Origin of the sequence: Mucilaginibacter sp. CAU 1740 (assembly GCF_039839285.1) — a bacterium.
Lineage (GTDB): Bacteria > Bacteroidota > Bacteroidia > Sphingobacteriales > Sphingobacteriaceae > Mucilaginibacter.
Genome location: NZ_JBDOQS010000002.1, coordinates 215,898 through 241,075, shown reverse-complemented (window position 1 = coordinate 241,075; position 25,178 = coordinate 215,898). Strand labels below are relative to the sequence as shown.

General features: G+C 44.2%; 23 protein-coding genes. 13 read left to right on the top strand and 10 right to left on the bottom strand.

Annotation, left to right across the window (positions count from 1 at the left end; translation table 11 throughout):
* The first annotated feature begins 4 nt into the window (after positions 1-4).
* The 7 genes from AAFN85_RS05445 to AAFN85_RS05415 are packed head-to-tail and all read left to right on the top strand — an operon-like array spanning position 5 to position 6,770.
* The gene (locus AAFN85_RS05445; protein WP_347525978.1) at positions 5-862 is read left to right on the top strand and encodes a 1-deoxy-D-xylulose-5-phosphate synthase N-terminal domain-containing protein; all 858 of its coding nucleotides are present in this window, start codon (positions 5-7) and stop codon (positions 860-862) included.
* A 1-nt stretch (position 863) separates the two neighbouring features.
* Positions 864-1,802, top strand: coding sequence for a transketolase C-terminal domain-containing protein (locus AAFN85_RS05440; RefSeq protein WP_347525977.1), 939 nt, complete (start codon positions 864-866; stop codon positions 1,800-1,802).
* 12 nt (positions 1,803-1,814) lie between these two features.
* A complete protein-coding gene (locus AAFN85_RS05435) occupies positions 1,815-3,155 on the top strand; it encodes an aminotransferase class III-fold pyridoxal phosphate-dependent enzyme (RefSeq protein ID WP_347525976.1) in 1,341 nt (446 codons plus the stop codon).
* A gap of 3 nt (positions 3,156-3,158) precedes the next feature.
* Positions 3,159-3,962, top strand: a complete 804-nt coding sequence (locus AAFN85_RS05430; RefSeq protein WP_347525974.1) for an SDR family oxidoreductase — start codon at positions 3,159-3,161, stop codon at positions 3,960-3,962.
* Positions 3,963-3,974: 12 nt separating this feature from the next.
* On the top strand, positions 3,975-5,414 hold the full coding sequence (locus tag AAFN85_RS05425) for an N-acetylneuraminate synthase family protein (RefSeq protein ID WP_347525973.1): 1,440 nt from the start codon (positions 3,975-3,977) through the stop codon (positions 5,412-5,414).
* Positions 5,415-5,416: 2 nt separating this feature from the next.
* Complete coding sequence (locus AAFN85_RS05420; RefSeq protein ID WP_347525972.1) at positions 5,417-6,382, top strand: sterol desaturase family protein; 966 nt, start codon at positions 5,417-5,419, stop codon at positions 6,380-6,382.
* A gap of 10 nt (positions 6,383-6,392) precedes the next feature.
* Positions 6,393-6,770 (top strand): SMR family transporter, encoded by a 378-nt coding sequence (locus tag AAFN85_RS05415; RefSeq protein WP_347525971.1) that lies wholly within the window; start codon positions 6,393-6,395, stop codon positions 6,768-6,770.
* 539 nt (positions 6,771-7,309) lie between these two features.
* Here AAFN85_RS05415 and AAFN85_RS05410 read toward each other — a convergent pair.
* Positions 7,310-8,179 (bottom strand): inositol oxygenase family protein, encoded by an 870-nt coding sequence (locus AAFN85_RS05410; RefSeq protein WP_347525970.1) that lies wholly within the window; start codon positions 8,177-8,179, stop codon positions 7,310-7,312.
* A 197-nt stretch (positions 8,180-8,376) separates the two neighbouring features.
* On the opposite strand from AAFN85_RS05410, the gene AAFN85_RS05405 reads away from it, so the two are divergent.
* The gene (locus AAFN85_RS05405) at positions 8,377-9,378 is read left to right on the top strand and encodes a LacI family DNA-binding transcriptional regulator (RefSeq protein ID WP_347525969.1); all 1,002 of its coding nucleotides are present in this window, start codon (positions 8,377-8,379) and stop codon (positions 9,376-9,378) included.
* Positions 9,379-9,603: 225 nt separating this feature from the next.
* Here AAFN85_RS05405 and AAFN85_RS05400 read toward each other — a convergent pair whose 3' ends face one another.
* Complete coding sequence (locus tag AAFN85_RS05400; protein WP_347525968.1) at positions 9,604-12,069, bottom strand: TonB-dependent receptor; 2,466 nt, start codon at positions 12,067-12,069, stop codon at positions 9,604-9,606.
* A gap of 225 nt (positions 12,070-12,294) precedes the next feature.
* Here AAFN85_RS05400 and AAFN85_RS05395 point away from each other — a divergent pair, with 225 nt between their 5' ends.
* Together AAFN85_RS05395 and AAFN85_RS05390 are read left to right on the top strand one after the other, a co-directional pair.
* Complete coding sequence (locus AAFN85_RS05395) at positions 12,295-12,576, top strand: metalloregulator ArsR/SmtB family transcription factor (protein ID WP_347525967.1); 282 nt, start codon at positions 12,295-12,297, stop codon at positions 12,574-12,576.
* A gap of 70 nt (positions 12,577-12,646) precedes the next feature.
* Positions 12,647-13,822, top strand: coding sequence for an MFS transporter (locus AAFN85_RS05390; protein WP_347525966.1), 1,176 nt, complete (start codon positions 12,647-12,649; stop codon positions 13,820-13,822).
* Positions 13,823-14,015: 193 nt separating this feature from the next.
* Here AAFN85_RS05390 and AAFN85_RS05385 read toward each other — a convergent pair whose 3' ends face one another.
* Entirely contained in the window at positions 14,016-15,578 is a 1,563-nt protein-coding gene (locus AAFN85_RS05385; protein WP_347525965.1) for a DHA2 family efflux MFS transporter permease subunit, read from the bottom strand.
* A 140-nt stretch (positions 15,579-15,718) separates the two neighbouring features.
* On the opposite strand from AAFN85_RS05385, the gene AAFN85_RS05380 reads away from it, so the two are divergent.
* From AAFN85_RS05380 to msrA, 3 genes are all read left to right on the top strand, one after another.
* The gene (locus AAFN85_RS05380; RefSeq protein ID WP_347525964.1) at positions 15,719-16,624 is read left to right on the top strand and encodes a helix-turn-helix domain-containing protein; all 906 of its coding nucleotides are present in this window, start codon (positions 15,719-15,721) and stop codon (positions 16,622-16,624) included.
* A gap of 105 nt (positions 16,625-16,729) precedes the next feature.
* Positions 16,730-18,763 (top strand): ATP-binding protein, encoded by a 2,034-nt coding sequence (locus AAFN85_RS05375; RefSeq protein ID WP_347525963.1) that lies wholly within the window; start codon positions 16,730-16,732, stop codon positions 18,761-18,763.
* 105 nt (positions 18,764-18,868) lie between these two features.
* A complete protein-coding gene (gene msrA, locus AAFN85_RS05370) occupies positions 18,869-19,357 on the top strand; it encodes a peptide-methionine (S)-S-oxide reductase MsrA (protein WP_347525961.1) in 489 nt (162 codons plus the stop codon).
* A gap of 107 nt (positions 19,358-19,464) precedes the next feature.
* On the opposite strand, the gene AAFN85_RS05365 is transcribed toward msrA, so the two are convergent.
* From AAFN85_RS05365 to AAFN85_RS05335, 7 genes are all read right to left on the bottom strand, one after another.
* Positions 19,465-20,325: a HAMP domain-containing sensor histidine kinase gene (locus AAFN85_RS05365; protein WP_347525960.1), complete on the bottom strand. Its 861-nt coding sequence runs from the start codon at positions 20,323-20,325 to the stop codon at positions 19,465-19,467.
* Positions 20,326-20,332: 7 nt separating this feature from the next.
* Positions 20,333-20,908 (bottom strand): PAS domain S-box protein, encoded by a 576-nt coding sequence (locus AAFN85_RS05360; protein ID WP_347525959.1) that lies wholly within the window; start codon positions 20,906-20,908, stop codon positions 20,333-20,335.
* Complete coding sequence (locus tag AAFN85_RS05355; RefSeq protein ID WP_347525958.1) at positions 20,908-21,708, bottom strand: alpha/beta hydrolase; 801 nt, start codon at positions 21,706-21,708, stop codon at positions 20,908-20,910. Before AAFN85_RS05355 ends, AAFN85_RS05360 begins: the two co-directional genes overlap by 1 nt.
* 155 nt (positions 21,709-21,863) lie before the next feature.
* Entirely contained in the window at positions 21,864-22,622 is a 759-nt protein-coding gene (locus AAFN85_RS05350) for a glucose 1-dehydrogenase (RefSeq protein WP_347525956.1), read from the bottom strand.
* A gap of 58 nt (positions 22,623-22,680) precedes the next feature.
* A complete protein-coding gene (locus AAFN85_RS05345; protein WP_347525955.1) occupies positions 22,681-23,433 on the bottom strand; it encodes a glucose 1-dehydrogenase in 753 nt (250 codons plus the stop codon).
* Between the two features lie 67 nt (positions 23,434-23,500).
* A complete protein-coding gene (locus AAFN85_RS05340; RefSeq protein ID WP_347525954.1) occupies positions 23,501-24,094 on the bottom strand; it encodes a Crp/Fnr family transcriptional regulator in 594 nt (197 codons plus the stop codon).
* Between the two features lie 75 nt (positions 24,095-24,169).
* Positions 24,170-25,060 carry a helix-turn-helix domain-containing protein gene (locus AAFN85_RS05335; RefSeq protein WP_347525953.1) on the bottom strand — a complete coding sequence of 297 codons (891 nt, stop codon included), beginning with the start codon at positions 25,058-25,060 and terminating at the stop codon, positions 24,170-24,172.
* Positions 25,061-25,178 lie beyond the last annotated feature (118 nt).

The window sequence follows — 25,178 nt, the reverse complement described above, 5'->3', positions numbered from 1 at the left end:
AGCAGTGGAAAACAAGAATTACGAAGAATTAACAGCTACGGCACTTAAGGTAAGAGAGCACATCATCCGCATGTCGACCGATGGCGGTTGCTTTACCGGTGCGTCATTATCGGCGGTAGACCTGATCGTGTACCTGTACAGCCGTTTTTTAAACATCAATAAGGATAACCTGAACGATCCTAACCGAGACTATCTTTTCCTTTCAAAAGGTCATGACGTACCTGCCCTGTACGGCACTTTTGCCGAGCTGGGTTTATTGGATAAAGAACGCCTTAAAAATCACCTGCTATTAAACGATCATATTTACTGGCACCCCAATACCAAAATTCCGGGTATCGAATTTCATTCGGGTTCATTAGGCCATTTGCCTTCGGTGGCTTTAGGTGTTGCTTTAGATCTGAAGATCAGCGGAAGCAGCAACAAAGTGATCTGCATTTTGGGCGATGGTGAACTAAACGAAGGTACCTGCTGGGAAGCCGTTTTGGTAGCCAACGCCTACAAATTGGACAACCTGATTTTTATTGTAGACCGCAACCAGTTCCAGGCCAATATGCGTACCGAAGAACTGATCCCTCTGGAGCCGCTTACCGATAAATTCGCTGCCTTTGGCGCAGCGGTTAAACGCATTAACGGGCACAGTTTTGCCGAATTAGACGAAGCGTTAAACTCCTACCCTTTCCAAATGGGCAAACTCAATGTGCTTATTGCCGATACCATGCGCGGCAAAGGCCTGCCAAGCATCCAGGAACGAGCCGACAGATGGTTCTGCAATTTTAATGCAGGCGAAGTTGAGCAGCTTTTGCTCGAACTGCACGGCGAACATAATACAACATTAACATCCGAAACTTTAGTGGTGAGATAAGATGAGTTACGAAGAACTTTTAACCCAAACCGCCCTTGCCGATGAGCAAGTGGTAGTAATGACCGCCGAAAACCGCGCGCTGGTACGCAACCTGCCCGCCAAATTAGGCAAACGTTTTATTGATACCGGCATTACCGAGCAAACCATGGTTGGCGCTGCTGCCGGTCTGGCTTTGCGTGGCCGTGTACCGGTTATACATGCGTTGGCATCGTTTTTAACCATGCGCGCTTTTGAATTTGTGCGTACCGATGTTGGAATTGCAAATTTGCCGGTAAAACTGAGCTCATTTATCCCCGGCTTTTTATCAGATGGTAACGGCCCTACCCACCAGGCTATCGAGGATATCTCGATTATGCGCGGCATCCCGAACGTAACCGTTTTTGCCCCTGCCGATGAGGACGACCTGGTAAAAATGCTGCCCCAGATTTGGGCGAGCAAAAGCCCGGCTTACACGCGCATCAATACCCGCCAAACAGGTTACAACCATGAGCCTTTTGTAATGGGCAAGGCCGAAGTAATTACAGAAGGTACCGATGTAACCATATTAACCTACGGTTTGCTGTTTGAACAAGCACTAATCGCCGTTGAAATGCTGAAAGCCGAAGGTTTATCAGTTGGTCTGATCAATATGCGCAGCTTGAAGCCGGTTGATGAAGAGGCTATCCTGAAAGCATCGGTACAAAGCAAACTGGTAGTTACATTGGAAGACCATTTTGTAACCGGCGGCCTTTATACCATTGTTGCCGAAGTTTTATTGAAAAACCGCACCACCACCAACGTATTGCCTATCGCCCTGAACGAAAAATGGTTCAGGCCATCGTTACTGCCATCGGTGCTTGAATACGAAGGTTTTACCGGCAAGCAAATAGCCGAGCGGATATTAGGCTACCAAACCGAACACCACCAACCACAAATTTTAACCCCTGAATTTTCAGAATAAAAATATTTTATCATGGCCAATAAAATTGAGCTTAACAACGATTTCCCGATCATCACCGAATCGGACAAATTATACGAACGCGCTTTAAAAGTGCAGAAACCGGTTACCCAAACGCTGGCAAAAGGTCCGGGGCAGTTTACCAAGGGTGTTGCGCCTAAGTACCTTGTAAAAGGTAAAGGTTCGCACGTTTGGGATGCGGATGGTAACGAGTTTATTGATTTAAACGCCGCTATCGGTCCGGTTTCATTAGGTTATGCCTACCCTGTTGTTGATGAGGCTATCCGCACACAATTAAACAACGGTATCACTTTTTCATTGATGCACCCATTGGAGGTTGAACTTTCTGAACTTGTTCAACAGGTTATACCTAATGCCGAGGCCGTAAAAATATCAAAAACAGGTGCCGACGTTTGCTCTGCGGCTATCCGCGTAGCGCGGGCATTTACTGGCCGCGATAAAGTATTTTGCTGTGGTTACCACGGCTGGCACGATTGGTATATCGGCATCACCAGCCGCAACTCAGGCGTACCTGAAGCTATCCAGGATTTGACCTATACTTTTGAGTATAACGATATCGAATCCGTAAAAGCCGCTTTAGATGAAACTGTTGCTGCTTTGATCCTCGAGCCATTCATTTTCGAAGCACCGAAACCAGGCTATTTACAGGAACTGGCCGAGGCTTGTAAAGCCAATGGCACCCTCCTCATTTTTGATGAAATGTGGACAGGCTTCCGTATAGCGGTGGGCGGTGCGCAGGAATATTTCAACGTTAAAGCCGATTTGGCCGTGTTTTCAAAAGCATGCGCCAACGGTATGCCTATAGCTTTATTAACCGGTCGTGCCGATGTAATGGAGCTTTTCAACTCAGAAGTATTCAGTTACACCACTTTTGGCGGCGAGGCTTTGTCATTAGCGGCCTGTATCGCAACCATTAATGAGCTTCGCGATAAAAATGTACCTCAATACCTTGATGAGCACGGCGCTTTATTAAAAGATGGTTACAACAGCCTTTCTATAGAGTTAGGCATGGATAAATACACCCGCGCCGTAGGCTTTAACTGCCGCAGCATGGTAACTTTTACTCCAGATGCCGGCAACGGACTGGAAGTAAAAACCCTGATGCAGCAGGAAATGATTAAACGCGGCGTGCTTTGGGCCGGCTTCCACAACATGTGCTACAGCCACACCACCGAAGATATCGACTACATCCTTGCCGCTTACCGCGATGTACTGCCATTTGTAAAAGAAGCTATTGAAAGCGGCAACATCAAACAATACCTGAAAGGCGAAGTGCTTGAGGCTGTTTTCCGCAAGGTAAGCAACTACAATATCAAACCTAAAACCACCGCTTAAGCCATGGAGCTTTTTTCATTAAAAGGAAAAACGGCTGTGGTAACCGGTGCTTTAGGTCTCATAGGTCAAAAACATTGTGAAGCCCTTGCAGCAGCAGGTGCAAACGTGGTAGTAGCTGATCTGGGTGCTGAGCAAACCTCGCAATTCGCAGCACAATTAGGCGATAACCATTTGGGTATTGAGGTTGATGTTACCAGCAAAGACTCATTGATTGACGCGCTTAATGCCGTTTTAAACAAATACGATTCGGTTGATATACTGGTAAACAATGCCGCTATTAACGATAAGTTTGAAAACCCGGCTATGGCTAAAGAGCTTTCGGCTTTTGAAAACTATCCATTGGAGGCTTTTCAGCTTTCGCTTAACGTGAACATTACCGGTGTATTTTTATGCTCGCAGGTGTTTGGTACGCAGATGTCGTTACAGCACAGCGGCAGCATCATCAACATCGCTTCAACCTATGGTATGGTTGGCCCGGATCAAACTATCTATCGCGATGCGCGCGGACAGCAAACATTTTATAAATCGGCTGCTTACCCGGTGACCAAGGGGGCTATCATCAACTTTACGCGCTTTCTGGCAGCCTATTGGGGGCACACCGGGGTTAGGGTGAATACCCTCTCTCCAGGTGGCGTAGAGGCAGGGCAAACAGGCGATTTCATTAATAACTATTCAGCAAAAACATTATTGGGCCGCATGGCCAAGGCGTCGGACTATCAGGGCGCACTCATATTTCTGGCCAGCGAAGCATCGGCATACATGACCGGCGCTAACCTGGTTGTTGACGGGGGATGGACAGCAATTTAATTTAAACCTATTATGAACGAAATTTTAAGACAAAAAGCGGCAGGCATTAAACTATTGCTAACCGACAACGACGGGGTTTTAACTGATGCAGGCGTATACTATAACGCCGAAGGCGAATTGCTGAAAAAATTCAGCATGCGCGATGGTATGGGTGTTGAGCGCCTGCATAAACTGGCAAACGTAACTACAGGCATCATCAGCGGCGAAAACTCGCCATCGCTGGCTAAAAGAGCCGAAAAATTAAATATCACCGAATTGCACCTCGGCATAAAAGATAAAGTAGTGGCTTTTAAAGAGATCTGCAGCCGCTTAAATTTATCGCCTAACGAAGTTGCTTTTATTGGTGATGATACCAACGATATTGAGGTAATGAAACTGGCAGGCCTTACCGCATCACCTGCTGATGGCCTGCCACAAGTTAAAGCACAGGTTGATTTTATTAGCACCCTGAACGGCGGCGATGGTTGTTTCCGTGAGTTTGCAGAATTTATTATCGAAGCAAAAAGCGATAAATTCCTGTCAGGCACCCGGAACGGCAGTATCACCCTGCAAAACGGCCGCGTAATTGGCAAAGGTGAACCGAGCTATATCATTGCCGAGATCGGTATCAACCATAATGGTTCGTTAGAGATCTGCAAAAAACTGATTGACGAGGCCGTAGCAGCTAAAGCTGATGCCGTTAAATTTCAGAAACGTACACCAGAGATTTGCGTACCGCGCGATCAGTGGGAAATTATGCGCGATACCCCTTGGGGCCGCATTACCTATATCGATTACAAACGCAAAACCGAGTTTGGTATCGCTGAATATGCTACTATCGATCAATACTGCAAAAAAGTAGGCATCGATTGGTTCGTATCTGCCTGGGATGCACCATCGGTTGATTTTATGGAGCAATTCGATACCATTTTGTACAAACTGGCATCGGCTTCATTAACCGATTTCGACTTGATTCAACGCATTTTGGAAACCGGCAAACCGCTGATGCTTTCAACCGGTATGTCAACCATGAAAGAGATCGAAACTACGATGGATTACATCAACCAATTTGATGAAAACTATCCGTTGTTCATCGCTCATTCAACCTCGGCTTACCCTTGCCCTCCGCAGGAGCTGAACCTTAAAATGATCCAGACATTGGAGAACAAATATCCGGGCATCCCTATCGGTTACTCTGGTCACGAAACCGGCCTGGCTACTACCGTAGGTGCCGTAGCCATGGGCGCAACGTTTGTTGAGCGTCACTTTACGCTTGATCGTGCCATGTGGGGATCTGACCATGCGGCATCTGTTGAACCGGGGGGCTTCCAACGTTTGGTTCGCGATATCCGCGACGTGGAAACTGCCGCAGGTGATGGCGAAAAACGCGTTTACGAATCAGAACTGGCACCGATGAAACGCCTGCGCGTTAACATCAGCGACGAGTACAAAGAAAAACCAACCGTGAAATAATAATGCCACAGCAACAAGTACTTACCATTACATCCACTATCCTTTTTTGCTGGATAGCATTCATCATTGCCTGGGAACGGATCTCGCCCTATAGAAAAGGTTTGAAGTTTTTCAGGGAAGGATTTTGGATCGATCTGGTATGGTACACGCTGATACAAAGTTACTTTCTCAAAATCATGATTTTCGATTATATCATCGCGCCAATGCAAAGGCATTGGGATCTGTCGGAGTTTCATTTTGTAAGTAACTGGCCGGTGGCCGTGCAGGTATTGTTCTTTTTGTTTACACACGATCTGTATATCTATCTGTTTCACCGTTTTCAGCACTCCAATAAGTTTTTCTGGCGGTTTCACGAGGCGCATCACTCGGGCAAAGAGGTTGACTTTTTGGCCGGTTCACGATCTCACATTGTAGAAATCATCATTAACCAAACCATCGAGTTTGCACCTATCATTTTGTTAGGTGCCGACCCGATGGTTATACCGATCAAGGCTATGTTGGATGCCATGTTCGGCATGTTTATCCACGGCAACATCAAGGTAAACATGGGCAAGCTGAAGTATATCATCAACTCGCCCGAGCTGCATTTATGGCACCATGCCAACTACATCGAGGTTTTTCATGCCAACTTCGCCACTAAATTTTCGTTTTGGGATTACCTGTTTAAATCGGTTTATGATCCGGGTCACGCGCCGGGCGATAAGCCCGAAAACTGGGGCTTGCATTACGATTACCCGCGCGATTATTTTTTGCAGCATGCCTTCAGCGTAAAACGTTTTGATGAGCAAAAGCTGCTTAAATACAAATGGTTTAGCTGGTATTATAATTTGCGGCCACGTTTGATGAGCATAATAGACAAAGCGCTGCCGGCTAAATTGACAACAGCAAAACAAGCAGCCCCTAATCAAGAAAACAAAGTACCTGAGCCGGTAGCTTTAGTACCGCAGGAAGAAAATATTTTACAATAAAACTAACACATTGGCCTGGTTATACCTTTTGATAGCAGCCGCGTTTGAAGCGGCCTGGACCTTCTGCTTAAAATTCATGAAATTCAGCGATTTGAAGGCCTTGCGCTGGAATTCGGTTTTAAGTCTTCAATACGGTTTGCCGGTTTGGATGCCTTTTGCGGGGTATGTTCTCTTCGGCATCGGTAACATTTATTTTTTTTCGTTATCCATCAAATCTGTGCCTACAGCGGTGGCTTACGCGGTTTGGACGGCAGTTACGCTTATCCTCATTAAAGTAGTTGAAATGACTTTTTTGGGCGAGCGGCTTTCCTACATGGAAATCTTTTTTATGCTGCTGATCATGACCGGGGTGTTGGGGTTGAAGTTTTACGGGCCGGAGGTGAAATAGCCAAAAAGGGCATTACTCTCTCCTACTTGTCATTTCGACGAACAGCGCGGTGACCTCGCGGGCAGGTGAGGAGAAATCTTGTACGCCCTGCTTGGCGGCCTTACATGCGTAATTTTCGCTCTTACAAGATTTCTCTTTCGCCCCAAGGCTCCGCCGTTGTTGGTGTTGTCACCAACAACTTTTTACCCTTATCTTTTCATGAAAACCTAAGCCACATTGCATGGCGTAGAGTTGTTAGTGACAACACCAACAACGGCAGGAACTTTAAAGTCTGGCTGCGGAAGCAGAATGCTTCCAACAGTTTAGGACGAAGTTACGCTGCGCTAAACTTCGACCAGAATTCGATGTAGAGACGCATAATCGCGTCTCCCGCAGGACAAGCGGCCTTGCAAATCATTTCCGCCGTAAATTGCACGCGGGAGACGCAATTATGCGTCTCTACAATAAAAAAATCTTCTTGATGATAAAATAGAAAAGGCCGGGTGGTTACATACACCCGACCTTACAGTTCAACTTAACCAAAGTGAATTGTTACTCTTTTATAATTTCACTGTAGCCGGCAAATATTTGGCTATCAGATCTTCATAGTATGGTTTTAGTTCCGATACCACTGGTGGTTTCGGGCTTTTTGAATACAGATCATAAGGGTTAAACTTATCAACCCATTTAAACATCTCCTGGTCGTGCGCTGTCAGTAAATGATCGTACGCTTTTTCGCGGTGCTGCGAATAAAACGAGTGATAACGGATCATATACAGTGCCTCTTCGGGCAGGTGATCTTTAGTGATCTGGTACAGGTACTCATCATGTCCCCACGACATCTGTACATTATCCAAACCGCATTGATGCGTATAAACACCATATTTGGTATTAAAACGCTCATCGTAGCTATCCGGGTTATCGGCAAAAAACTCAGGATAAACTATCTTATCCGAAAATTTGCAACCTACCGGAAAGGTATCCCCTACCACATTCCACTGCGGCTCGCCAAACAGGCAAAGCACTTTACCCAAGTCGTGGATAAAACCGGTTAACACAAACCAGTCCGGGTGACCATCGGCGCGGATCGACTCGGCAGTTTGCAATAAATGCTGTAACTGATCGAGCGAAATATCCGGATCCGAATCATCAACCAATGTATTCAGATACTCCATGGCTTTCCACCATGGCATTTCCATTTTATCAAACCTTAAAAAGTTGGCTTTTTTGGCCAAAACGTTATCATAAGTTTGATACTTGTGATTTAACCTATAAAACTCGCGTACCGGGTTATCTTCGGCTTCGCTGTATACTCTGAACTCATCCTTCGCTTTGGCCGGACCAGGTTCGGGGTAACGTTCTAACACATCATCTTCCCACTCTTCGATACTGGCCAAAGGAGATATTTCCTTTTCGGTTAACTTGTCCATGTCGGTTGTTTTTGGTTTTTATAACTGGTTGGTTGGCTTGTAATAAGCCGTTATCCAAGGTTATAGCGACCTATCACACTACTAAATTCCTAAAAAAACATACCCGATTTACGTATCCGTCCGGATTTATTTACGTAAACGTTTACGTAAATCAGTTAAATTAGCACCTTAAAAACCCGTTATTATCAACCCGCACCGTGGATAAAGTAAACATCAAAAAACTCGCCGCCGAACTTAATCTCTCTGCCGCCACGGTATCGCGCGCGCTGAGGGATAGCCACGAAATTGGCGCAGCAACCAAGGCAAGGGTAATGGAAATGGCACGGAAAATGAATTATGTAGCCAACCCATCGGCAAGTAACCTGCGTAGCCATAAAAGCAAAACCATAGCGGTTATTGTGCCCGAGATTGCCAACAGTTTTTTTTCGCAGGCGATAAACGGTATTGAAGAGATTGCCCGGGCGCATAATTACCACGTACTGATCTACCAAACGCACGAAAACGTAGAAACCGAAAACGCCTTTATCCGCAGCCTGCTGAGCGGACGGGTGGATGGAATTTTAATATCAATAGCCAGCGGTGCAAATGGTGACAGGGATTTTAAAGATGTACTCCCTGTGTTGCCGTTGATATTTTTCGACAGGGTTTATGAAGATATCGAAGCCATTAAAATAACTACTAACGATTACCAAAGCAGCTATACAGCCACCAAACATCTCATTGAAAACGGATGTAAAAAGATAGCCTACCTAAAAGGCATTGATCACACCCCGGCCGGTAAAAACAGAATTGCGGGTTATATTGAGGCTTTAAAAGACAATGATATTTTGTTTGAGGATGGGCTGATGATCAATACCGGAGACGAGCAGGAAAACCTTGAGTTGGTTAAAAATTTGCTGATCACTCAAAAACCGGATGGCCTGATTGCCTCAATCGAAGACCTGGCCCTACCCTGTTATTATGCCTGCCGGGAGTTAGGTTTAAAAATTCCTGCCGATGTAAAGATCATCAGCTTTTCAAACCTGAAAACAGCAGGCATTTTAAATCCATCGCTCACCACCATAGCTCAACCGGCATTTGAAATGGGCAAGACTGCCGCCGGGATTTTGTTTAAGATATTGAACAGGAAAGACGTGGAGCCAAACCAGACCTTGGTTTTGGATTCGGAGTTGGTGGTGAGGGAATCGACGGGACAGTAATCTCGTCAAATTACATGCGTAGAAATCGCTCGTAGAGACGAGGCACCTACGGAGCCAAAAAGCCACGATTTATTTTCTATAAACACGTTACTCCTACGGAGTATTTAACAATTTTTTTAGTACTCCGTAGGAGTAACGTGTTTATAGAATTTGAGAACTCATATCCTGGCTCCGTAGGTGCCCCGTATCGCCGATGAACTTCTGCGTTTATGATTAAATGACTACCTAAAACGGAAACACCGCCTTAAAACTCAAATTCCGCCCAATATTATAAATCCCCGACCGGCCATTTGGCGATGGAGTATAATATTCAAAATACTTTAAACGGTTGAGGTTGGATTGATAGGCTGTACCAAACAAATTATCAACCTGTAAATACAATTCACAAAACGTTCTTTCCGATTTTGTTTTGATCTTGGTGCCCGCACCAACATTGATCAACGTGTAACCCGGTGTAGCCGTCTCCGTATTATCCAGCGCATAAAAACGGTTTTGCGCGGCGTAAATATCCGCCTCAACCTTAAAATAAGGTTTTGAAAAAGCACCACCGGCCTGCTGCAAAGTAAACTTCAACTCCGACCGCACATGCACCGGCGGTATAAAAGGCAAATATTTGGCCGCGCCGTTTGATTGGGCAATAAGCTGCTGATCTTTATTAATACCAGTTACGTAAGCCAAACTATTATTAAAAGCCAACCACTTTATTTTCTGTGGATGCAGATTAACCGTTACCTCCGCACCGTAAAGCCGTGCTTTTGATTGTTGGTATTTGTAGGTGCTGTTGCCTGGAACTATCACCACCGGGTTACCGTTGGCATCGTTCAGTTTAGCCTGGAAGATGTAATTATCAATATTGTTGTTAAAGAACTCTGCTATCAGGTCTGCATCTTTCAGGTAAGATATAATGCCGATATCCTGCTGCAGGCTAAACTCGGGTTTAAAAGTACGGTCGCCTAAATACACTATGTGCGCACCGGGATCCAACCCATTCGAGCCGATCTCAGTGATGTTAGGTGCGCGATAGCCACGGGCGATGTTAGCCTTGAGTAGTAGTTTTTCGGTGATATTATAAGTTAACCCCAGACTGCCAGAAAAACCGTGATAGGTATGCTTGAAAGCCGGGAACTGCAAGTTAGCTCCCGCAGTATCGGGAAGCGAAACATGTTTAGTAAAACCATTAGCAGTATTCGGCCCTACATAAAAATCATTCCAACAGATATTACGGTTATCGTACCTGATTCCACCCGACAGATCAAGCTTACCAAAGGATTTTTTGGCGAAAAAGAACGTGCCTGCATCAAACAAATTATAATCGGGAATAGGGAAATCGGTAGCAGATTTGCTTCGGTTGGTTTGGTACATACCGTTTACGCCTATGGTACTTTCCACACCGGCAAAAGCAGGCAGGTTATACTTCACATCATAATTAAGCGTATTCAATACCACATATAAACCCGGCTGATTAACCATGGTAGGGTGATTATACTCCCTCCGGATACTTTGTTGCAAGCCCAATGCCAAATCAAGGCTGCTCTGCCCCATTTTCAGTTCGCCATAGCTATATATTCTGTAATGCTGGATCCGCTGGTGCAATGGCGCAATAGCATACGAACTCAGCTCATTGTCGCTAACCAACGGACGATTTTTAATATCATCCTCTCCTCCCTCGGCAACCTGTTTGGTAAAGCGCCTCGTGAGCGAATCGCGGCTGCCATCTGGGATTTCCTGCTTGTTATCATATAGCGTACCTGATAACTGCCAGAAACCCCATTTTTTATCAGTTCGTACATTTCCACTCAGGTTATACTCTCTGAAGCCGGTGTTATAAACAAAGCCGTCTACTTTATTCTGATAATCGTGCGCAGTTTTCGCGGTGGCTCGAAAGGAATATTTCCAGTCGGCTTTTTTATAGGCAAGGCCCAGCGAGGTACCTATCATGCCGTTGTTGGTATGATAATCTGCCAGGTAATCACCTTTTAAAACCCCATCGCCCCCCTCTGGCATAGCCGGGATCATATTGATAACTCCGGCCAACGCGTCTGAGCCATAGGTTAAGCTTGCCGGTCCTTTCACAACTTCGGCCCTGCCAATGCCGTACTGGTCGATCTCAATGCCATGTTCATCGCCCCACTGCTGGCCTTCCTGCCTGATACCATCGTACAAGGTAAGCACCCTGTTATAGCCCAGTCCGCGGATGAAAGGTTTGGAAATATTAGGGCCTGTAGTTACCGCATTTACTCCGGGAACGCCCTTAACAATAGCATCAATAATGTTATTATTCACGTTCTCGTTCATTTCCTTTTTACTCATTACAGCTATCGGGATCGGGTTTCGCCTTAGTTCGGTAGCACGGGAAACGCCTGTAACTACCACTTCATTTAGCTTCGAGCTATTCTCTTTCAGGTCGATATTGATCACCGTAACCTGCCCACCCTGGATGGTGGCTTTTATTTTTTCAGTATGATATCCTATCGCAGAAAATGAAATTTCATAATTGCCGGGCGCAAGGTTTTTAAGATCGTAGTAGCCTTTTTCGGTACTGATAGTGCCGGTTGTGGTACCGCTTAGTTTAACCGAAGCATAAGCAAGAGGCTCACTCCCGTTGGTTAGCTTTCCTTTTAAACTGCCTGTTTGCGCGAAAGCCGCCTGTAATATAAATAATGATAAAAATATTGTGCAGATGTGTTTCATTTATCTTGTCTGGTAAACTTTATACAATATATCGTAAATTAAATTTTAACAAACTTAAATAAAATAAATTAGACAAAACTAATTTATTTTATTAGATATAATTCAAAATAAAAACCCAAAATCTAACATCCCATCCGATTTAACAAAATCCGTCATATTCCATTTTTATGTCATTCGTTTTAAAACATCGAAACATTTCGATATTTCTATCTACATTCGTAAAACATGGATGCTAAACAATTCGAAAAAATCTCCCGTGCCTTAAGCGACCCTCATCGCATTGAGATTTTGCAGGCTTTCAAAAACCGCAAGGATTGTTTACAATGCACCGAAGTGCATGATTTTATCGATCTGGCACAACCTTCCATATCCCACCATTTAAAACAATTGGTAGATGCCGATCTGCTGTTACCCGAAAAGGAAGGTAGAAACCTGAAATACCGCTTAAACGAACCGGTACTCGACAATTACATCCACTTTATCCAGGGTTTCAAAACCAACCTGTAGAATAGGTTTCAATTAACACAAACACTTCATTTTTTAAAAACATCGAAATATTTAAATATATCTATACATTATGAAAAAATCAATTTACATCATGGCCCTGGGAGCCTTCGGCATTATCACCACCGAGTTCGGCGTGATTGGTATTTTGCCGGCCATAGCAAGGGACATGAACATTAGCATAGAAACTGCCGGTTGGCTGTTGAGCGGTTTTGCCCTTACCATTGCGCTTACCGGGCCATTCACAGTGTTGGCCACAGCGGCTGTTAACAGGCGCACTATGATGTCGCTGGTGTTATTCATCTTTGTTATCTCTAATATTCTATCGGCTATATCACACAGTTTCGGTATGCTGATGTTTGCCCGCATCCTACCTGCAATTTTGCACCCCGTGTTTTGGTCGGTAGCAACAGTTGCGGCTGCGAGGCAGGTTGAACCTAAAGACGCGCCAAAAGCAGTATCAGTTGTCCTGGCAGGATTAAGTACGGCTACGGTATTAGGCGTTCCGTTAACAACTTATGTGGCTGATCTGGCAGGTTGGCGTTATTCATTCGTTGTATCGGGCGTAATTAATTTAATAGCTTGCCTGGCTTTGCTTACGCTTGTGCCATCAATGCCAGTAAAAGAAAAGCCGTCGGTAAAAGCCCAGTTAAAAGCGTTAAACAGCAAACAGCTGTGGCTTAACCTCATAGCTACAATGTTAATGGTAGCCGGAATGTTTTCGAGCTACAGCTACCTTGCAGAATTTTTGGAAAAGATCACTCATATGAACGGCGCGCAGATCAGTTTAATGCTGTTGATATTTGGCGGCGCGGGCATAGTTGGCAACTGGCTAACCGGTATTGCCTTAACTAAAAATGTTATGTTAACCGCAAGGGCATTCCTGTTATCGCTTATTGCCGTACATATACTGGCCTATATTTTCGGTGGTTGGTTTGGGCCGATGGCGGGTATCTTGGCCTTGTGGGGTTTTATACATACCGGCGGCTTCCTGATAGGCCAGGTACGCACCACAACCGAAGCTCCGGAAGCACCCGAACTGGCCTCGAGTCTTATGGTATCCTTTGGCAATGCCGGGGTAACCGTGGGTACTATGATGGGTGGAGTGGCTATTGCAGCCTGGGGAACGCATGGGTTGGTTTGGATGAGTATCCCGCTGCTGGGTTTCGCGTTTATACTAACCTATGTGAGATTTGCTGGGGCTAAAAGCCAGAATACGGTTGCACTTGAAGCAGTGGCAGCGCATTAACAAATTGGCGTTTTTTAATTCCCTCCTCGGGGAGGGGCACGGTGGAAATGTGTTGTGGCAGGGAGGGGTTTGTACGCCTTGCTTAGCGATAAGCTTTTTGACGAATCCCCTCCCCCCTCCCCCCCGGAGGAGGGAATCGCACATTTCCATCGCTTTTGCATCTTAAAAAACCTATAGCGTAAGTATCCATTTATCAATGCGCATCCGGCACTTCAACCTTACCTCCTACTTTCGCTTCCCTCTTCTTTTTGATGGTCATGATTACTAACGGAATACAACACGCGTTCATAATAGCCAACAGCAGAAAAGCATCCATATAACTCAATAAAAAAGTTTGTCGTGAAACTATGTTTTCCAGCCCGCCTAATGACTGCTGTAATGCACGCAGATAATTGGCACCATGTGCTATCAAATTATTAACGAATGATTGGCGACGGGCAATAGTAATCGGATCGGAAGCCGTTACATGTGTAATTAACGACATCCGGTTGTTGGCTGCCCGGTGCGCTATATAGGTATTGATCAACGCGATACCAAACGAACCGCCCATTTGCCGCATCATATTATTTAGCGCTGCTCCCTGCGGAATATCTGATGGTTTTAATTCTGAAACTGCAAGGGCCGTTAATGGCACGATCAAAAGCGCAGCACCCAATCCACGGCAAATAAGTGGGATAAAAAAGTAAGCGCCACCAGTTTCAAGGTTCGATCCCGACATCATGAAGCCAAAGATGGCGGATAGTCCGAACCCAAGGATAATAAGGTATTGCGGTCGTAAACCACTTTGCAGCATTTTCCCCAAGAATGGCGAGATCATGGCAGCCATCAATGTGCCTGGCAGCAACATAGTACCGGTTTGAAATGCTGAATATCCAATGATCCTTTGCGCGTACAACGGAAATACAAATACAGCGCTGAATAATCCAAACCCCAATACAAAAGTCATGATGGCCGAAATTGATAGTGTAGTGCTTTTTAATACCCGCAGGTTGATAACCGGGTGCTCTATTCGCAGTTCCCACCAAATAAGAATAGCAAGAGATACGGCTGATAAAATACTTAACACAACAATATAACCAGCGGCAAACCAATCGTCAGTCTCCCCTCTTTCAAGTACTACCTGCAACGAGCCTATACCTACGGCGAGTAGAAAAATGCCGAGCCAATCGATACTTCGCCCATCGGTTGATGGTTTGCTGGGGCGCAGATAGATGTACGATAACAAGGCTGCCATTAACCCGATAGGTATATTCACGTAAAAAATCCATTGCCATGATAAATTATCTACAATATAGCCTCCCATAACGGGGCCTATGGATGGGCCAATAATAATACCCAAGCTAAATATACCGCTGGCAGTAGGCCGTTCCTTAACCGGGAATGTCTCGAACAAAATTGATTGTGAGGTAGATAGTAAAGCACCACCACCAATACCCTGGAAAAAGCGAAAAGCTACCAACTCCCATAAATTATGCGAGAAGCCGCATAGCGCGGAGGCTAGCGTAAATAACAATATCGACCCTATATAGTATTGCTTTCGGCCAATCTTTTCGGCCAGGAAGCTTGTCATGGGGATGATGATCACGTTGGCGATGGCGTATGAGGTGATAACCCATGCGGTATCCTCCAACGAGGCACCTAAATTGCCACTCATCGTATTGATTGACACGTTTACGATGGTGGTATCTATTAATTCAATAATGGTTGAGGTAATAATGGTTACCACAATGATCCATTTTCTAAAGCCGGTTTCCATGCCACAAAAGTAGATGCGCTTTTGCCGGGAGGGCTTATATTTTTCAAACAGAAAATTATAACAATCAAACACCACACTCTTTTTCAATCATCAAAAAGTCATAATCAGTTATAATATTCAAATAAGTTTTATCTTAGCATATGCAAGCGATAGAAACCCTCGAGCAATTTTATCAGCGCCACCCGGTTGATAACCAGAAGGTGTTTTCGGAAAACAACACCGGGCAAGGACATTTCAACGTGTTTTTGCGCAGGCCTTGCCAAAAGCGCACCCCGTTTAGTCGTCGAGATTTTTATAAAATCACGCTGGTTATCGGTCAAGGGAAAATGCATTATATTGATAAAGAGATAGAAGTTAATCAGCCCGCGTTGGTATTTTCGAGCCCTTCGATACCGGCCTCATGGGAGTGCGGCCCCGGACCACAAACCGGTTGGTTCTGCATATTTACACAGGCTTTTATTGATGCGTACGAGCAAAAATCACAGCTTCAGGATTTCCCTTTATTTAAAGCCGGCGGCAGCCACATCGTTTTTTTAAATGATAGCGAGGTAAACTTTCTATCAGCCGTGCTCAAAAAAATGATGCAGGAGATGGATTCTGATTATCCCGGCAAATATGATTTGTTGCGTAATTATCTTAAGATATTGATGCACGAGGCATTGAAAATAGCACCAGCATCGCAAGAGAATCTATCTGGCGCAGCAGCGAGGCTTACCAGTCAGTTTTTAGAGCTATTGGAGCGACAGTTCCCTATAGATTCGCCGGGGCAACAACTTAAATTAAAAACTGCGAATGATTTTGCTGCCAGTTTGGCGGTGCACACCAATCACCTTAATCGTTCGGTTAAAGAGATGACGGGGCAAACCACCAGTCAGCATATTTCGGGGCGGATATTGAAGGAGGCACAGGCTTTGTTAAAGCATACCGATTGGAGCATAGCGCAAATAGCCGCCGGACTTGGGTTTGAAGAGCCTGCTTATTTTACTAATTTTTTTAAGAAGCATGCAGCTGTAGCGCCGGGAACTGTGAGGGTTGGTAATGTATAATATTACTATTCTTCTTGTATTGAAGCCCTCAGTTTGCGGGCTCTTCGCATCAATAAAATTCGCCCCGAAAAAAACTATATCTTAGCAATAACCGTTGATTACCCGATGAATAAAGTCACGCTGCTGAACAGCAACGATTTACTGGATATTTTCTCCGCCTCGCATATCGCGACCGCTATTTATACAACCGATTCATTGTACGTAGAGGCTGTAACGGATGCTATGCTGGCTTTTTGGGGTAAGGATAGATCGATAATTGGTTTACCCTTGGCAGAGGTGCTGCCCGAATTAAGAGAGCAACGTTTTTTGGACGAGCTGCGCTCAGTTTGGCGCACAGGTATTACAATTACCGGAGAAGCTACCCCAGCCGAAATAATTATTGACGGCAACCCCACAACACGATATTACGATTACGAATACAAGGCATTGCGTAAAGCCAACGGAGAGATCTACGCGTTGTTGCATACCGCCAGCGATATTACCGAACGTGTAGAAGGAATAGCCGCAGCAGAAAAGCTGGAAAACGAGCAAGTGCTGAATGAAGAGCTTGCAGCAGCTAACGAAGAATTAATTGCGATAAACGAAGAGTTAAACCATAGCAGGCAAAGCTTACGTGAACTGAACGAGGAGTTAGAAACCCGCGTAGCCCAACGTACACGCGCGGCCGAGGCCGCCCGCAACCGCCTGGAAGCGATGGTAATGAATACGCCAATAGCCATGACCATTTTAAAAGGGCATGACCTTATTGTAGAAGTGGCTAACCAACCCATGTTGGATGTTTGGCGGAGAAACCTGAGCCAGGTGGTAGGTCGCGGACTTGTTGAGATCTTCCCCGAGCTGAATGATCAGCCCAATCCGGGCCGCATGCGCGGAGTGATGCAAACCGGTAAGCGCTTTACTTTACCCGAAACGGAAGTAATATTGGGCACGGTTGATGGCGTGCTTAAAAAACATTACGCCAGCTTTTCGTACGATCCGATTATTGAAGACGACGGAACAATTGGTTCCATCCTGGTTACGGTTATTAATATCACCGAAGAAGTAACCAACCGCCAGCAACTGGAAAAAAGCCGCGAAGAGTTGCTGGTAGCCACGCAAGATTTGGCCGAAGCAAACCTGCGTTTAAATATGGCAATGGAGGCCAGCGCGCTGGGCATTACCGAAATAGTATTGGCCACCGGGCAAATGATCACCAGCGAACAATTTAAAAAGAATTACGGTCGCGCGGTAGACGAGGAGTTTACCTATCCACAGCTATTTGAATGCATGTTGCCGCAGTATCGCGATGAGGTTAAACAACGTGTTAAATCCGCAATGGATAACCATACAATATACGATGCGGAATACGAGATAGAATGGCCCGACGGTTCGCGCCATTGGATCAGCGCCCACGGTATTCCGCAATATGAAAATGGTATAGCCAATCGTTTGGTTGGCGTTACGAGATTGATAACCGCGCAGAAAAATCTTGAACAGCAAAAAGATGATTTTTTAAGCGTGGCCAGTCATGAACTGAAAACTCCCATCACCTCGCTTAAAGCCAACCTTCAATTACTGCAGCGGCTTAAGGATAATCCGGCCAACCCAATGTTGCCGAAGCTCATCGACTCGGCTAATAAAGGCATGGAGAAGATCACAGTGCTGGTGGATGACCTGCTCAATATCAAGCGCTTTAGCCAAAGCCACCTTAAATTGGAGCGCAACGCTTTCAATGTGAACGCGATGCTGCAAAATTCATGTCATGCCGTTAAGGCCGAAGGCAAATATGAAGTACAGATAGAAGGTGATGCGGATTTAGAGGTTATTGCTGATGAGCACCGCGTTGAACAGATTGTAATAAACTTTGTAAACAACGCGGTAAAATACGCTCCTGAATCAAAAGTTATCGTTCTACAGTATGCAAAGCTGAATAATTATATCAAGATAACCGTGACAGACCATGGCCCCGGCATCCCGGCCGACCAGCTTCCGCATTTGTTCGACCGTTATTGGCGGGCTGATCATGCCAGCAAAAAGTATTCTGGTTTAGGCCTGGGGCTTTATATTTGTGCCGAGATCGTGAAGCGACATGGCGGTGACATTGGGGCGGAGAGCGAGCTTGGTTTGGGGAGCACTTTTTGGTTTACGCTGCCAGTGTAACACAGTCTATGGGTCAATAATAATCTTGAATTGCTACCCGAAAATCATTTTTTTGCCACGCAAACAACATGGCATAATTTTTATCCAACTATATAAAAATTGTTTATGCAAACTCAAAAAGCCATATTGGCCGGCGGATGTTTCTGGGGCGTAGAAGAGCTCATCAGGCATCAACCCGGCGTTATTTCAACTATAGTAGGTTATACAGGCGGCGATGTACCTAACGCTACCTACCGCAACCATGGCACACATGCCGAAGGGATAGAAATAGTATTCGACCCTGAAAAATTGTCATACCGAAAATTACTGGAATATTTTTTCCAGATCCATAACCCCACAACACGCAACAGGCAGGGAAACGACATTGGCATGTCCTACCGCTCGGCTATTTTCTTCCTGGACGATGAACAAAGGGATACAGCAATCCAGCTAATAAAAGAACTGGATGATTCAGGCAAATGGCCAGGCAAAATTGTAACCGAGGTTGTACCGGCCGGCCCTTTCTGGAATGCCGAAGAAGAACACCGGGATTACTTGCAGAAAAACCCATACGGTTACACCTGCCATTTTGAACGTCCGGACTGGAAGTTGTAAAGTGATTTAGATATAAAAGCTGCCTTTAAAAGGTGGCTTTTTTTGTTTTGAATTAAACAAAAGGGTTGAGATTGTGGCAGAAAGCGAGATTTGCGTGATAACGAAAATCAAATAGGAATACTGAACCAAAAAGTGCTTCCATTACCAGGATCGCTGATAGCACCAATTTTACCGTTATGCTTTTTGATAATTTCGGCACAAATGTATAAACCGAGGCCAAGACCGGAATAGTGATTGCTTTTGTCGTTCACCTGGTAATAACGATCAAACAAATGAGGGATTTTTTCAGGCAGAATCCCTGGCCCTTTATCAGTTACGGCCACTTTCACATCATCTATTGTTTGCGATAAAACAACCATTATCTTCTTGCTATCCGGCGCATATTTGATAGCATTGGTTATAAAGTTGGTGATCACCTGTTCTATACGCCCGGCATCAGCCATCACCATAATATTCGTATCGCCTTCTGTAATGATCTCATATTGTTGATCAATACGGATATGATGAACGCAATCGCCAATTAACTCTGCAAGATTGATGGCTGTTTTATTTAACTGTAGCTGCCCATCGTTCATTGCACTCACATTTAACAGGTCGGCTACCAGGTCATTAACTTTGTTCACATTGCGATTGGCTTTTTCTATCAGGCCCGGTATCATTTTATTCGATAGATCGCCTTTCATCCGCTCAAGCAATTGCAATAATGCTTTTAAACTGGTGATCGGGGTTTTTAGTTCATGGCTGGCTATATTGATAAATTCATCCTTTCTTTTCATGTCCTGCACATAGTCGTCAATATTGGTGCATGAGCCAAACCAATTTGTTAGCTGCCCTTCCTGATCCAGAAAAAGTACCGCTTTCAACATATGCCATTTATAAACACCCTTATTATCAACCAGGCGGATCCTTTTTTCAAAAGGCTCTCTACCGATAACGCTTTGTTTCCAGTGCAACATCAACTGCTTCATGTCATCTTTATGAACCCTTTGATAAAATAAACCCGAAACGGGTATCCTGGCCATCACAGTCAAAATACTGGCAAAAACGGGCATTAACGTAATCTATCCGCCCCTGAGCTGTGGCTGTCCAGATAATTTCCGGCACCAGATCGGCCATAAATTGCACTCGTTTTTTTTCGTTTTCGGCGCTTTTTTTTGATTGTAATAGTTCCCGCTCAAAAGCTTTCCGTTCGCTGATGTCTGTTAACACCACGTTAACGGCCATCAACTTACCATCATCATCTAATTTTGCCGAAGCATTCAACAAAACCGGTAAAGCCGAACCATTCTGCTTTAACACTTCGTAGCTAAACTCATTAACCCGTTTGTTCACGGTCGCCATCGGCCAAAAAAACATTTCAAAATGCATTTGACCACCTTTGGATAACAGGCCTGAGAACTTTTGATTTAACAGTTCCTGTTGATCATAGCCGAGCCAATTTAATAACGTTTGATTGATTTTGATGATCTTCCCCGTAGTAGAAAGTGAAAAGTAACCACAAGGAGCATGTTGATACAAGTCCTCCAGATCGATAATGGCTTGCACGTCCATTAATTTTGTTCGATAAATGACCGGATAGCCGCGATGGTTTCATCAGGCTCGCTGATATGCGGACAATGGCCGGCGGCGTTGAGCTGCACAAATTTGTTTCCCGGAATATGTTGATGCACATATTGGCCTACGGATACAGGTGCTATGATATCGTCCGAGCATTGAAGTGTTAAGCTGCTTACCTGCAATTTAGCAAGATCGGCACGGTTATCTGACATAAAGGTAACCCGTGCAAAATCACGTGCTATATCGGGATCGGTAGAACAAAAACTGCCGGTTAAAAACTCACCTAATTCAGGCCGTTCGGCATTACCCATAATAGCAGGGGCCATAAAGCTCGACCAACCGAGATAGTTATTTTCCATAAATTCAAATAACCCTTCCAGATCTTTTTGCTCAAAACCTCCGCTATAGTTATCTGCATTTAAATATCGGGGAGAGGGACCGATCAAAACCAGTTTAGAAAAATATTCGGGATGCTCAATAGCTGCAAGAATGCCTATCATGCTGCTTACCGAATGGCCTACAAAAATCGAGTTCCTGATTTCCAGCGCTTCGCAGATATCAAGAACATCCTGCGCATAACCTTCCAGTTTGCTGTATTTATCAGCGTTATATTGACCAACATCGGAACTCCCCGAGCCGGTATAATCGAAAAGTACTACCTTATAATTTTCTGTAAAAGCGTCGACCACAAATTTCCATGCATTTTGGTCGCAGCCAAATCCGTGGGCAAATAAGATAACCTGCTCTCCACTACCAATTACATTTACATTATTCCTTTTGATAATGGATTCCATAAAATCGGTTTACATGCTAAGTTACAACTTATTCATTAAACATTTGCTGCAAATGCCAACTGCGTGGAGGCCATTGTATTTAAAACGCTCTTCAATAAAAAAATGAGGCAACCTCAGGTACCTCATTCAAGTTTATTTTTTCAGCTTAAAAATTCTTAAAACCCATACATCCCACCCGAAACTGAGATCTGCTCCCCGGTAATCCACGCTGCATCATCAGAAGCGATAAACACTGCTGCTTTGGCAATATCTTCCGGCTGCCCCCTGCGGCCAAGCGGTGTATTGGCAATAAACATTTTTTCGTAATCGCTGCCTTTGGTAACCCCGGCACTTGCTGCACCTTCTGTATCTGTAGCTCCCGGTAAAATGGAATTGATGCGAACACCTTTTACACCCAGTTCTTTAGATAAGGCAATGGTGAATGCATCGAGCGCGGCCTTAGTTGCGGAGTACACTGAGGCATTAGGAAGCGGGTATTTGCTCGCACCCGAACTGATATTGATAATATTTCCGCCTTTACCTTCAAACTGCTTCAAAGCCGCCTGAATGGTTAATATGGGACCTAAGACATTTACGTTAAAGCTTTGGTGAAAAGCCTCTGCTGATATTTGTTCTATAGGCGCATATCCTTGAGCAACTGCGTTATTAACCAATATATCTAATTTGCCAAAGGCGTTTTGTGTTTCTTCGAACAACCTGATTACGTCAGCTTCGTTAGAAACATCAGCCTGTACGGCAATGGCTGTACCACCGTTCTCGGTGATCTCATTCACAACTTTATCCGCACCTTCTTTACTTGAGGCATAATTTACTACAACCTTAGCGCCTGCCGCCGCGAAGTGTTTCGCGATAGACGCGCCTATTCCTTTTGAAGCACCGGTTACTACCGCTACTTTATTTTCTAATTTTTTCATTTTAATATTTGCTTTGAATTGTTGGCACGAGAGATAACTCACGCCCGTGTGAGGTTAATTATTTAGCCAGATAGGTCATACCGCCATCAACAAGCAGTTCGGCGCCGAGCATGAACGCTGAATCGTCGGAAGCCAGGAAAACTGCTGCCTTACCGATATCGGATGGTTGGCCGATCCTGCCGATAGGCATTACACTCGCAAAATGTTGTTTTACAGCTTCAACCTGCTCGGCGGGAACAAATTTGTCAAATGCCGGTGTATCCGTTGTGCCTGGCGTTATCACATTGGCCCTGATCTTCCTCTCTAAAAGATCGCTTGAAAAGCCTTTGGCCAAATAAATAACAGCTGCTTTCGAAGCGCCATAAAGTGTAAATGAGGCATGTGCCCGGTGCGCCGCATTCGAGCCGATGAGTACAATAGAAGCCCCATCGTTCATATAAGGAAGTGCTTTTTGCACAGTGAAGTAAACGCTTTTAAGGTTCAGGCTCATTAAGTGGTCATAATCAGCTTCGCTAAAATCCGCAACGGTGCCGGTATTACCACCACCGGCATTAGCCACTATGATATCTATTTTACCAAATTTTTCAGATGTTTCTTTAAACACCCTTTCCAGGTGGGCCAAATTGGTCACATCGGCATTAATGCCTATAAAATCATCTCCAAGTTGTGATATTGAGCTATCTAAAGTATGCTGGTTTCTTCCAACAATGGCACCAACCGCGCCTTCATTTTTAAACGCTTCTGCTATGCCAAATCCTATCCCGCTATTACCACCGGTAATTACGGCAACTTTGTTTTTCAATTTTTCCATAACACAAAGTTGCAGGGGCAAAATGGACTTAACTTTGACTTAAATCAGGAAATACCCTTGACTTAAATCAAGGTTTTAAAGCATTCTTTCTGATCCGGCTGAGGGTTTCGGGAGATAGGCCCAGGTAAGAGGCGATCATGTTTAGCGGGAACCGCTGTAAAAAATGAGGGTAATTAGTGATCAGATCTTCGTAACGTTCTTCGGCTGTATAACTGATAGCTGCCTCCACACGGTTCTGATTAGCAATGGCATAGTTTTGTTTGATCACCTCTTGCATCGCTATAAAAGCCGGAATAGATGCAAAGAATTGCTCAACTTGCGCATTGCTAACCTGTAAAAGTTCAAGATCTTCCAGTGCTTCTATATTGTAGCGGCTTGGGGTTAAGTGATAATAACTTTCAAAATCGGCCAGCCACCAATCCTCCACGCTTAATTTCAGGATATGCTCATTTCCTTTTTCGTCAACCCTGAAAGTTTTGGCAGACCCTTTTACGATAAACCCGGTGTACTTGCATACATCCCCTTCCTGCAAAAAGTATTGCCGCCTCCGAAGTTTTTTGGGCTTCAAATGCGCCATAAAAACATGCTTATCATCCTCAGAAAGTATTACTCCGGATAATTTCTGTATGTAATCGAAAAACACTTCAAAATTAGACATCATGCAAGTATCAAACTGCCCGCAATTTACTGAAGATGGCTTTTATGGCAAACATATTTTTGGGGCGGTTTTGCATAATTAAACCAGTATCCCATTGCAGCTTTGATTTTTCCCAAACCCTACTGTTTCCCGATATTCTTGAGTGGTAATACTGCAATTTTTTTTGAAAAACCTACTGAAATAATGCTCGTCATTAAAACCCAGATCAAATGCTATTTCTTTGGTTGATTTGTTGGTCAAATATAATTCGCGCTTTGCCTCAATAACAATTCTTTCACTGATCATCTGGCTAAAGTTTCTGGAATAATGCTTTTTTAAAATAGAACCCAGGCCTTTTGGAGTCGTAAACAATTTTTTAGCGTAAAAATCTGCAAAATGTTCTGTTCTAAAATTATCTTCGATTAACTTCTTTAAGTCTTGAAGTAGGTCTAAATCGGTTTTCGATCTTGAAACACTCTCAGGGACCAGTGTTGCTTTAATACGGGAAGCAGTAATCAAGATGATCTTTAGATAAGAAATCAGCATTTCAAAATGCCCGTAAGTTGCATTGTTGATCTCATTGGATATTTTCAAAAAAGTGTCGTCAAAAAGCCGTTTGATTGCATCATCAATTTTAAAAACCGGAACCTGATGTACATTGTTAAACAATATTCCGTCGCAGGTAACTTCAGCCTGATGTTTGTTAATGCAGAAAAAATCCGAATGGAACTGAATTGCAACGCCCTTGCAATGTTTGCCTTTTATCATGAACGGTTCATATGGGGAAAAGGCAAGAACCGAGTTTTTGTCAATTGCAAAACTTCCAAAGTTTGTTATTAATTCTCCCTCACCTGTATTGATTAAAACTAAAGTGTGAAAATTATTTCTTTGGAAATAATCGAAATGAGAATTGTCAATAAATGAAATGATTTTAAAAGCAAGATTTCCGTTTTGTTCATTGATGATGGTATGTGTACCTATTTGATCCATCTGATAAATATTGTAAAAGGAGAAGGCTAACAAAATAGAAAACCTTCCCCTTTTTAATTAAAAACAAGTTATTCAATAAGTCTTAACAGCCTGAATACTTTCAATTAAGAGTTCAAAC

Bases quoted from the DNA above. Each gene is read 5' to 3' on its own strand.
- AAFN85_RS05385 (WP_347525965.1), bottom strand. From the start codon at position 15,578: ATGGAAACCGGCTTTAGAAAATGGATCATTGTGGTAACCATTATTACC.
- AAFN85_RS05425 (WP_347525973.1), top strand. From the start codon at position 3,975: ATGAACGAAATTTTAAGACAAAAAGCGGCAGGCATTAAACTATTGCTA.
- AAFN85_RS05345 (WP_347525955.1), bottom strand. From the start codon at position 23,433: ATGGAAAAATTGAAAAACAAAGTTGCCGTAATTACCGGTGGTAATAGC.
- AAFN85_RS05335 (WP_347525953.1), bottom strand. From the start codon at position 25,060: ATGGATCAAATAGGTACACATACCATCATCAATGAACAAAACGGAAAT.
- AAFN85_RS05355 (WP_347525958.1), bottom strand. From the start codon at position 21,708: ATGGAATCCATTATCAAAAGGAATAATGTAAATGTAATTGGTAGTGGA.
- AAFN85_RS05375 (WP_347525963.1), top strand. From the start codon at position 16,730: ATGAATAAAGTCACGCTGCTGAACAGCAACGATTTACTGGATATTTTC.
- AAFN85_RS05350 (WP_347525956.1), bottom strand. From the start codon at position 22,622: ATGAAAAAATTAGAAAATAAAGTAGCGGTAGTAACCGGTGCTTCAAAA.
- AAFN85_RS05340 (WP_347525954.1), bottom strand. From the start codon at position 24,094: ATGATGTCTAATTTTGAAGTGTTTTTCGATTACATACAGAAATTATCC.
- AAFN85_RS05390 (WP_347525966.1), top strand. From the start codon at position 12,647: ATGAAAAAATCAATTTACATCATGGCCCTGGGAGCCTTCGGCATTATC.
- AAFN85_RS05430 (WP_347525974.1), top strand. From the start codon at position 3,159: ATGGAGCTTTTTTCATTAAAAGGAAAAACGGCTGTGGTAACCGGTGCT.
- AAFN85_RS05360 (WP_347525959.1), bottom strand. From the start codon at position 20,908: ATGGACGTGCAAGCCATTATCGATCTGGAGGACTTGTATCAACATGCT.
- AAFN85_RS05400 (WP_347525968.1), bottom strand. From the start codon at position 12,069: ATGAAACACATCTGCACAATATTTTTATCATTATTTATATTACAGGCG.
- AAFN85_RS05420 (WP_347525972.1), top strand. From the start codon at position 5,417: ATGCCACAGCAACAAGTACTTACCATTACATCCACTATCCTTTTTTGC.
- AAFN85_RS05440 (WP_347525977.1), top strand. From the start codon at position 864: ATGAGTTACGAAGAACTTTTAACCCAAACCGCCCTTGCCGATGAGCAA.
- AAFN85_RS05365 (WP_347525960.1), bottom strand. From the start codon at position 20,325: ATGAAGCAGTTGATGTTGCACTGGAAACAAAGCGTTATCGGTAGAGAG.
- AAFN85_RS05395 (WP_347525967.1), top strand. From the start codon at position 12,295: ATGGATGCTAAACAATTCGAAAAAATCTCCCGTGCCTTAAGCGACCCT.
- msrA (WP_347525961.1), top strand. From the start codon at position 18,869: ATGCAAACTCAAAAAGCCATATTGGCCGGCGGATGTTTCTGGGGCGTA.
- AAFN85_RS05435 (WP_347525976.1), top strand. From the start codon at position 1,815: ATGGCCAATAAAATTGAGCTTAACAACGATTTCCCGATCATCACCGAA.
- AAFN85_RS05410 (WP_347525970.1), bottom strand. From the start codon at position 8,179: ATGGACAAGTTAACCGAAAAGGAAATATCTCCTTTGGCCAGTATCGAA.
- AAFN85_RS05380 (WP_347525964.1), top strand. From the start codon at position 15,719: ATGCAAGCGATAGAAACCCTCGAGCAATTTTATCAGCGCCACCCGGTT.